General features: G+C 60.0%; 9 protein-coding genes. 4 read left to right on the top strand and 5 right to left on the bottom strand.

Translation table 11 applies throughout. The features are described from left to right. Positions 1-134 precede the first annotated feature (134 nt). Entirely contained in the window at positions 135-2,489 is a 2,355-nt protein-coding gene (locus PHE40_RS09710) for a TonB-dependent receptor (RefSeq protein ID WP_299961240.1), read from the top strand. A gap of 106 nt (positions 2,490-2,595) precedes the next feature. After that, entirely contained in the window at positions 2,596-3,327 is a 732-nt protein-coding gene (locus PHE40_RS09705) for an energy transducer TonB (RefSeq protein WP_299961239.1), read from the top strand. A 19-nt stretch (positions 3,328-3,346) separates the two neighbouring features. On the opposite strand, the gene PHE40_RS09700 is transcribed toward PHE40_RS09705, so the two are convergent. From PHE40_RS09700 to PHE40_RS09690, 3 genes are all read right to left on the bottom strand, one after another. Continuing rightward, the gene (locus tag PHE40_RS09700) at positions 3,347-4,282 is read right to left on the bottom strand and encodes a tartrate-resistant acid phosphatase type 5 family protein (protein ID WP_299961237.1); all 936 of its coding nucleotides are present in this window, start codon (positions 4,280-4,282) and stop codon (positions 3,347-3,349) included. Between the two features lie 75 nt (positions 4,283-4,357). Continuing rightward, positions 4,358-5,302, bottom strand: a complete 945-nt coding sequence (gene gshB, locus PHE40_RS09695) for a glutathione synthase (RefSeq protein ID WP_299961235.1) — start codon at positions 5,300-5,302, stop codon at positions 4,358-4,360. A gap of 32 nt (positions 5,303-5,334) precedes the next feature. Then, entirely contained in the window at positions 5,335-5,643 is a 309-nt protein-coding gene (locus PHE40_RS09690; RefSeq protein ID WP_299961233.1) for a hypothetical protein, read from the bottom strand. A 279-nt stretch (positions 5,644-5,922) separates the two neighbouring features. Between PHE40_RS09690 and PHE40_RS09685 the strand changes: the two genes are divergently transcribed. Further along, positions 5,923-6,096, top strand: coding sequence for a hypothetical protein (locus tag PHE40_RS09685; protein ID WP_299961231.1), 174 nt, complete (start codon positions 5,923-5,925; stop codon positions 6,094-6,096). A 9-nt stretch (positions 6,097-6,105) separates the two neighbouring features. On the opposite strand, the gene PHE40_RS09680 is transcribed toward PHE40_RS09685, so the two are convergent. Then, positions 6,106-6,360: a hypothetical protein gene (locus PHE40_RS09680; RefSeq protein WP_299961229.1), complete on the bottom strand. Its 255-nt coding sequence runs from the start codon at positions 6,358-6,360 to the stop codon at positions 6,106-6,108. Positions 6,361-6,468: 108 nt separating this feature from the next. Here PHE40_RS09680 and msrB point away from each other — a divergent pair, with 108 nt between their 5' ends. Beyond that, a complete protein-coding gene (gene msrB / locus PHE40_RS09675) occupies positions 6,469-6,882 on the top strand; it encodes a peptide-methionine (R)-S-oxide reductase MsrB (RefSeq protein WP_299961227.1) in 414 nt (137 codons plus the stop codon). An 81-nt stretch (positions 6,883-6,963) separates the two neighbouring features. On the opposite strand, the gene PHE40_RS09670 is transcribed toward msrB, so the two are convergent. After that, a complete protein-coding gene (locus PHE40_RS09670) occupies positions 6,964-8,385 on the bottom strand; it encodes a hypothetical protein (protein WP_299961225.1) in 1,422 nt (473 codons plus the stop codon). Positions 8,386-8,564 lie beyond the last annotated feature (179 nt).

Here is an 8,564-nt window from a genome sequence, read left to right as displayed (position 1 = left end):
ACTGCAACAAAAGGATCACGGATTCTTCGTGAAACTGACACCGCTTTTCGCCTCGCGGTAGAGTATCGCCCTGTCCGTGTAACGACGACGCTCGCATTGGGACGGGCGCGATCATAAAACAGGGGCTTTAAACAATGAATTCCGCAAACACGTTCCGGCGCGCCTTGCGCCGGGCCTCCTCGCACCGGGCGTTGGCATTCGCCCTGGCTGGGTTGGTTCTGACCACCGCATCCGCGCATGCGCAAACCAGCACCGCGCCGGTAAACCTCGATCTCGGCGCCGTGCTCGCCACTGGCACGGCCGATACCGCGCTGCTCGCCAGCACACCCGGCACCGCGCCGAACGAAGCCCCTTCGCTGACGCCGCTAAACTCCACGCAGCCGACCTCGGTGGTGAGCAAAAAGACCATCGAGAACATGCTCATCGGCACACAGAGCTACGCCGATATTGCCAAGCTCACGCCTTCGGTCTCGGCGATTAGCCCGAACGGCCCTGGCTTGCAGGAAGCCAATGGCCCGACCATCCGCGGCTTCCAGGATGGCCAGTACAACATTACCTTCGATGGTATCCCCTTCGGCGACTCCAATGACTTTACGCATCACTCCACGTCGTTCTTCACCGACAGCCAGATCGGCGAGACCATTGTGGACCGCGGCCCTGGCACGGCGGAAACCGTGGGCGATGCCACCTTCGGCGGCACCATCTCGCTGCGCACCATCGACCCGGCGGCGACGCAGACTCTCACCCCCTATGGTGAATGGGGCAGCTACAATACGAACCTTGCTGGTATCCGCTACGACACCGGCAGCATCCAGACCCTGAACGGCACTTCCGCCGTGGTGGATGCCGAGCACATCCAGTCCGACGGCGCGCTGCAGAACGCCGGCCAGGAACGCAAGAACTTCTTTGGCAAAATCGTGATCCCGGCGGGTAACAACACTACCGTGACCCTGATGGCCGATTACAACAACATCTACCAGAATCCCGCGATCGGCGCGACCGCCGGGCAGATGGCGCAGTACGGGCGGAACTTTGCCTACAGCACCGACCCGAACCAGCAGAACTATAACCGTTACAACAATGACCATATCGTCACCGATATGGAATACATCGACGTGCAGTCCAACCTCGGCGATGGCTGGCTCTATGACGGCAAAGTCTACACCTATGCCTATTACCACCACGACCTGAACGGCGATGACGTAAACGACGTCGGTGCCAACGGCCTGCAAACCGGCGTGCCCAACCAGGTACAGCTGTTGCCCGGCGGGCCGATCACCACCGGCGTTCCCGGCCAGACCTTCAAAATGGATTACCGGTCCGTCGGCACCATCCAGCGCGCCCAGAAGGATTTCGATTGGGGCGATCTGAAGGCCGGCTTCTGGTTCGACCACCAGATCAACAGCCGTGCCGTGCAGAACGTCTCGCTGACCAATGCCAACGCCGTCAACTATAACCCCGCCGACTCCAACGGCGGCCTCATCACACCAACCAATGCAGACGGCTCCATTGAGCGCCAGATGCGCGATCAGCTTTACACCTTCCAGCCCTATGGCCAGGTTGATTGGAAGCCGATCGACGGGTTGACCCTGACCGGCGGCGTGAAATACGCCTTCTTCCGCCGCACGCTGAGCGCGCCGGTGGACCAGAAGACCGAACTGCCGCTGTACTACTCGCATAACTACGACAAGCTGCTGCCCTCCTTTGAAGCCAAGTACAGCATCAACCCGAACCTCTCGGTTTATGCGCAGGCGGCTGAGGGCTTCCTCGCTCCCAACCTGAACACCTATTATACAACCGGCACAAAAATCAGCAGCGTGCAGCCTGAAACCACGATCAACTTCCAGGCCGGCATGGCCTATCAGGGTGAGCATCTGGCCCTGGGCGCGGATGTCTATCACATCCACTTCCAGAACTTCATCAACAGCCAGAACGAAACCATCGGCGGCATCCGCCAAAAAGTGTTCTTTAACCAGGGCGGCGTGATCTATCGCGGCGTCGAAGGCGATGTAACCTACAGCTTCGACAACGGCATCAGCCTGTTCGGCAATGCCGGTTATAACCAGGCGTACCAGACCTCGACCAACATCTACGTCCTCAACGCGCCGCAGTTCACCTCCAACATTGGCGTGATCTACGACAAGGACGGCATCTACGGCTCGATCATCGACCAGACGACAGGCGGTTCCTACACCGGCAATACCGGCGTCAACGTCGTAACCGGTGCCGCGGAAGGCAGCGGTGCCAGCGGCAAGAACCCCGGTGGCTGGTACAACCCCTACAACGTGGTCAACCTGGCCGCTGGTTATACCTTTAACCACCTCAATCCGCACCTCGACCAGATCAATCTGAAGTTGAACGTGGATAACATCACCAACCAACGCCAGATCATCTCCGACAATGGCACCAATGGTGCTGGAGACCTGCTCTACTGGGTGCTGCCGGGCGTGTCGGCTTTCGTGACCATCTCCGTACCCATCAACTTCTGAACTTTATGACAGTTTAGAGAAACCCGGCGGCAACAGCTCAAGGCCCGGCGTAAGCCGGGCCTTGATGCGTTAGAAGGTCATATTGAAAACGATCGATTTGGTACAAATGTCTGAGACAATGAACTCCTCCTGGCTCACACAGGATCCCGGAAACCTCCGCTTTGCCGCCGCGATGGGCGTGGGGCTGCTGCTCGAGCTGGCGGCGCTTGGCCTGCTGGTGCCGATAATGGCGCATAAGGAGATGCCTGCGCTAACCCCGGCGGTGGTGAAACTTTCGGTTATCACCCCGCCCGCCCCCAAACCAGCGCCACCGGCACCCGTGCCGCCCAAGCCCGTGGCTCAGCCGGTGGTGCAGCCGGTGGCCAAACCATTGCCGCCGCCGCCAAAGCCCGCGGCGCATCATGTGGTGCGGCATGTTCCGGTGCCCAAGCCGGTGCCCAAGCCGTTGCCCACGCCGCCGCAAGCCGTTAAGCCGCCACCGGTGCCGGTGCCGCCGCAGCCCGTGGTGCCGCCCGCGCCGAGCGCCGGCGCGGTGGACGTATTCAGCGCGGCGATCAAAGCAGCGCTCCAGGCGCATGCAAACGAGGTCTACCCACAGTCCGCGCAGATGGCGCATGAGGTGGGCTCGCCGCAGCTTACATTCACATATCTGAACGGCGTGGTCTCCAACATCGCGCTGACGCGCTCGAGCGGGTTTCCGCTGCTGGATGCGGCGGCGCTCCGGGATGCGCGGATCGCGCACTATCCTGCCCCGCCGTCCGGCTTCACCGGACGCACCTATCAGATAACCGTGGCGGTGGACTTCCGCCTGGCGGCTGTCAGCATCGACGCGGATTAGCTTTACGCAGTTTGTGCGCTCAGGCCGGGATTATGGACCCGGCATAGATGGTTTTGCCGCTCATATCCATAAGCCCGTATTGCAGCTTGCCGCCGGTTATGTGCAGCGTCATGAACCCATGCGCGCCCGAGGCAAAGCCGCCGCGGATTGCCGGGCGCGGGGTGTAGGTCTGCGAACCGGCGCCGGTGACCACATAGGTGGTGCCGTTCATCGACACCGATTGCAGGCAATGGTCGTGCCCGCAAATATAGAGCGGCACATCATGCTTCACCAGCACGGGGTTGAGCCGCGCGATGAGGTCCGGCTGGTCGTGGTCTTCGCCGTCGGCATCGTCAAGCGCCGTGTAAATGGGGTGGTGGCCGATAACGATTTTCCACTGCGCGGTGGAGGCAGCCAGGGCCTTGTCCAGCCAGTCAAGCTGAGCCTGCGAATCCTGGCCTTCAATTCTCACCTTGGAGCCGAGATATTTTTTAATGAAGGGCGAAGTGTCCAGGTAGAAGAAATCCGCGCGAGCGCCATCGGGCAGCGCCTGCGTCTCGGTATAATAACGCGCGGGTAGCTGCCAGCGGTGGCTCCTGGCGCTGTAGTCAAGCTGCGGCTGCACATTGCCGCGGTAGTCATGGTTGCCGAGAATCACCTTCCAGGGGCTCTGGAGGGATTGAGCGGTGTAGATCTTCTCGAAAGAGCTCTCCCACTGCGGGTCTTCAACGCCGGTGACGCCATCCTCATAGAAATTATCGCCGACCGAGACCGTGAAGCGCGCGCCCATGGCAGCCGCGGTTTTGCCCATCTGCACCGCGACGGCGCGCTGATCGTCATGGCCATTGCGGCCCCAGTCGCCGATCAACACACAGTTGAGCGCTGCCGGGTCCGCCAGCGCCGGAAACGCGCCAAACGCCCCACCCGCGCCCAGGGCGAGAGAAGTGGAAATAAACCGCCGGCGGGAAAGCAACATCTGGCAACCTCTCAGAATCTCTGGCCCGTTTAGCAAACCAGCATACACCCCGTCTGCTACAATTGCGTGACAGCCTCAGGCCCGCTTCGCCTCGATTTTGTCCCAGATGGCGGCGGCAAGATTTACGCCATCAAAGCGGGCAATCTGCTGCAGCCCGGTGGGCGAGGTGACATTGATCTCGGTGAGATAGCCGCCGATGACATCGATGCCCGTGAAGAGCAGACCTTCGCGCTTCAGCGTGGGCCCGATGCGGGCGCAGATCTCAAGTTCGCGGGGGGTCAGGCTGGTCCGCTCGGGACGGCCGCCGGCATGCATGTTGGAGCGGCTATCCCCCTCGGCGGGGACGCGGTTGAGCGCGCCCAGGGGTTCACCGTCGATGAGGATGATGCGCTTGTCCCCCTGGCGGACGGCCGGCTCGTAGCGCTGGACCATCAACGGCTCACGGGAGGCTGCGAAAAACATGTCCAGCAGGGAGCCGAGATTTTCATCGTCAGGCTTGATACGGAAAACGCCGATGCCACCATTGCCAAACAACGGTTTGACAATGATGTCGCCATGCAGCTTGCGGAAATCCCTGATCGCGCCGCGGTCCCAGGCGATGAGCGTGGGGGGCATCAGCTCGGGGAAATGGGTCACCAACAGCTTCTCGGGCGCGTTGCGCACGGCGGCGGGGTTGTTCACCACCAGGGTTTTGGGGTGGATGTGCTCCAGCAGATGCGTGGCGGTGATATAGGCCATGTCAAACGGCGGGTCCTGGCGCATCAGCACCACGTCCATCTCCGCCAGATTGACGGTTTTTTCCGGGCCGAATTCATAGTGCTCGCCGGGGACGTTTTGGACCGTGACGGGCCGCACGCGGGCCTGAAGGGTGGCGCCGTTCAGCCACATGTGGTGGACCTCATAATGCCAGAGCGCATGGCCGCGGCTTTGCGCTTCCAGCATCAGGGCAAAGGTGGAGTCGCCCGTGATGTCGATGCTGTGCATCGGGTCCATCTGCACTGCAATTTTCAGGCCGGCCATGTGATCCTCAATTCTCTGTTGAGAACAGCGTATCAGGAGGCGGCGCGCTGCTCCAGTGCCGCGGCTGTGGTGGGGTGTTCCAGGCTGAGGGTACAGCGCGCGGCATCGCCGTTGTCCGGCACGGCGGTGGCCACATGCGGAACCCCTGACGCATCAGGGTAGAGGATGAGGTTAAGGCCGCAGACCGGCGAATGGTAGAGCCAGACCTGGGCTGAGCCATCAACGCGCAGCAGCGCCGGATGGCCGAAGGCGGCATCTAGAGTGGCGGGGGTAGCCCCAACGAGATTACCGGCGCCAAGCACGGGAACAGCTCCCACGGTCTGGGCGGTTTGCGCCGGCATGTCCGCGCAACCAGTCAGCAGTACAGCGCCGTACAGCGCGCCAAAGAGTCGAAGTCTGATCCGCTGCGCCATGCATGTCCCAGAAGCTGAAGCCTGAATACCTATAACAAAACCCCCATACTTTAACAGGATATTTCCGGGCATTTCGGCTTAGTTTTTTTCACCCAGCCGATTTTCCCGCCATAATCAAATCAGCCCGCTGCCTTATTCGCGCCTTGGTCCCAGGCGATATTACACACATGGATGATTGATCCACGATTCTGACGACGGAGAGTGAAAATGCCCGTGAATATGCTGAAGACCGAAGCCGATCTGCGCCATGCCGTGATTGACAGGTTGATCGCCGCTTCGTTGAGCAACGGCAAACCGGCGATGGAAGCAACGCTTGAGCGCTGGCGCCGGATGAGCATTCCGGCAATCGACGCGGCGAAAATCGAGATCAAGGCGGCCTGATCCCACCCCCTAATTCAACGGCAGCACCGTGACCGGCGTGGCGTGATAAAGCGTTGGGAACAAAGTCTGGAGCACTCGTACCTTCGGAATTTCGTTGATGACGATATAGGGGGAGTCCGGGGGACGAACCAGAAAATCCTGATGGTAGGTTTCGGCCTGATAAAAGGCGCCCGCAGGGGGCGGGCGAACGGCAATGGGTGCCGGGACTACATGCGCGGCGGTGAGACACAGCCAAGGATTGCGGCGTGTTCGTGATCCTGGCATGGAAACCTGCTTTGTCTTGGGTCTGGGCGCTTGGCTCTTATATAGTGTCTGGCGCTCGCAAAATGCGGATAATTCCGTACTGCCCGGGCGATAAAAAAGGAGACATGCATGAGCCTGCCAGCTGAGCCCAATTTTCCCGTCAATCATACAGAAGCCGAGTGGCGCAAAATTCTGACCCCTGAACAATATGAGGTTTTGCGTGGACATGGCACAGAACGGCCCGGCACTTGCGCCCTGAACCATGAAAAGCGGGCGGGGCGGTTTTCCTGCGCCGGATGCGGGCAGGATCTGTTCGTTGCAAGCACGAAGTTTGAGAGCCGCACCGGTTGGCCCAGCTTCAACGACCCGGTTGCCGGCGCGGTGGGAACATCGGTGGACCGCAGCCATGGTATGATACGGATTGAGGCGCATTGCAGCCGTTGCGGCGGGCATCTTGGCCATGTGTTCGAGGATGGCCCCGCGCCGACTGGGTTGCGCTACTGCATTAACGGGGTTGCGATGAATTTCACGCCGGAAGGATGAATGGTTGCACCTTCCGGGAGGCAATAAAAAACCTGCGTGGCGTAAGCCGCGCAGGTTTTTCTTTAGCTGGTAAGCTTTGTATCAGCTGATCACGATACTGCCGCCTGCACCTGGCACTGAGGTGAGGGAGTTGGCATTCACACCGGCGAGCTTGATGGTCGAGCCATCGGACAGGGTGATGACAGCACCGCTGAAGCCAGGCGCTGTTGAGTTCGCTTCCGAGAAAATGCTCAGAGTGTTGGTCGACCCGAAAAGGCTATCGTTCAGGTAGATCGAGCTGTTGACCGAGTTGAAGTCGGTGATCAAGTAGTTGCTCTGGCCGTTAGCAGCGGTCGCGGCGTTGCTCACGAAGATGTACAGGTTTTGCGTACCGGCAACGGTTGAATTCGAGCCGGTCAGCGTGCTGCTCGACGAGCTGCCCAGGATAAACGCCTGCTGCCCGCTACCCGCTGTGGAAACAACAGCGTTGGAGATGATCGCGCCAGTATGCCCGGTATATGCCAGGCCAAGCTGGAAATTATTCTGCGCGGATGTCGCGGATGCAAGCAAGGTCTCATTACCCGTGCCGGCGAACAGGAAGTTGCCAACCGAGGAATTGCCCACAAGGGTGTCACCCGCGCCAGCGCCCTGCAGAGTGACTGCGCCGGAACCGCCAACCAGCGAGTTGTTGCCCGCGAGACCGCCGACGTAGTAACCGCCGCCCGCACCGCCAAAAGCCGTCACGGAGTTAGGCGCGCCATTGCTACCGCCGTAGTTAGCGGAGAAAATGGTTGCCGCATTGCTGCTGTTGTTAATGAAGTCCAGCGTGCCGCCGGCTTGTTGGGCAAACTGCACCGCAACAGAGGAGGAGTCGTTCGCATTAACGGTCGTGGCGCCGCCATACACAAAAACGGATGCCGTCGAATTGCCGTTGGCGCTCACGGTATCAAAAGCCGCACCGACGTTAACAGTATCCTTACCCGCGCCCGCTACCGAACTACCCGCGCCCGAAAGCACGATGTCGTAGGACGAGTTCGGATTGCTGGGGGTGCCGTAGGCGCTGATGACATCTTTGCCGCCGGCGGCATAGATCGAGTCCACGGCACCGGTCGTGCCACCGTTCGTGTCAGTGTACACAACGTTGCTGTTGGCGCCGAACAGAGCCAGGGATGTTTTTCCGTTGCCGGTAATGACCGACTTGCCGGGAACCTCAACAACCAGGTTCGTTGCGTTAGCGGCGACTGTGAGACCCGTATAAGGAGCCGCGCTCAGGGTCGATACGCCACCGACAGAGTCGGTGTTCGTGAATTCTTCAAAGACATTACCGGTGGAGCCGGCAACAGTATAGACCGAACCGGTTGCGAGATCATTATTGATCAGACCACCCGCAGGCGTAGCACCGGCAACGGAGGCGGAAATCGAACTGCTGATACCATTCAGATAGGCTTGCAACAGACCATTAACAGCAGACCCACCCCCCACGGAGGTGAATGCCGAAGGAATGGTAACAATACCAGTTGCCAAATTCGGAGAGCCACCGACCGTTAAGCCTACCGTAGAAACCACTGCTGACATCATACTACCCCTGATTTAATCGCCGCTCGTTTCCATTACCGTTGCAGTGCAGCGATGGCAAGTAAAAATGAACTAAATTTTCGTGACACGTCCGCTACATACATCACAAATTCGCGAAACGGCACCGC

It is taken from the genome of Acidocella sp., from assembly GCF_028687955.1.
Lineage (GTDB): Bacteria > Pseudomonadota > Alphaproteobacteria > Acetobacterales > Acetobacteraceae > Acidocella.
The sequence above is the reverse complement of the archived record's forward strand: the minus strand, read 5'-3'. Positions and strand labels throughout refer to the sequence as shown.

Coding starts and splice junctions, on each gene's coding strand:
- PHE40_RS09710 (WP_299961240.1), top strand. CDS start 135: ATGAATTCCGCAAACACGTTCCGGCGCGCCTTGCGCCGGGCCTCCTCG.
- PHE40_RS09685 (WP_299961231.1), top strand. CDS start 5,923: ATGCCCGTGAATATGCTGAAGACCGAAGCCGATCTGCGCCATGCCGTG.
- PHE40_RS09690 (WP_299961233.1), bottom strand. CDS start 5,643: ATGCCGGCGCAAACCGCCCAGACCGTGGGAGCTGTTCCCGTGCTTGGC.
- PHE40_RS09700 (WP_299961237.1), bottom strand. CDS start 4,282: ATGTTGCTTTCCCGCCGGCGGTTTATTTCCACTTCTCTCGCCCTGGGC.
- PHE40_RS09680 (WP_299961229.1), bottom strand. CDS start 6,360: ATGCCAGGATCACGAACACGCCGCAATCCTTGGCTGTGTCTCACCGCC.
- PHE40_RS09705 (WP_299961239.1), top strand. CDS start 2,596: ATGTCTGAGACAATGAACTCCTCCTGGCTCACACAGGATCCCGGAAAC.
- msrB (WP_299961227.1), top strand. CDS start 6,469: ATGAGCCTGCCAGCTGAGCCCAATTTTCCCGTCAATCATACAGAAGCC.
- gshB (WP_299961235.1), bottom strand. CDS start 5,302: ATGGCCGGCCTGAAAATTGCAGTGCAGATGGACCCGATGCACAGCATC.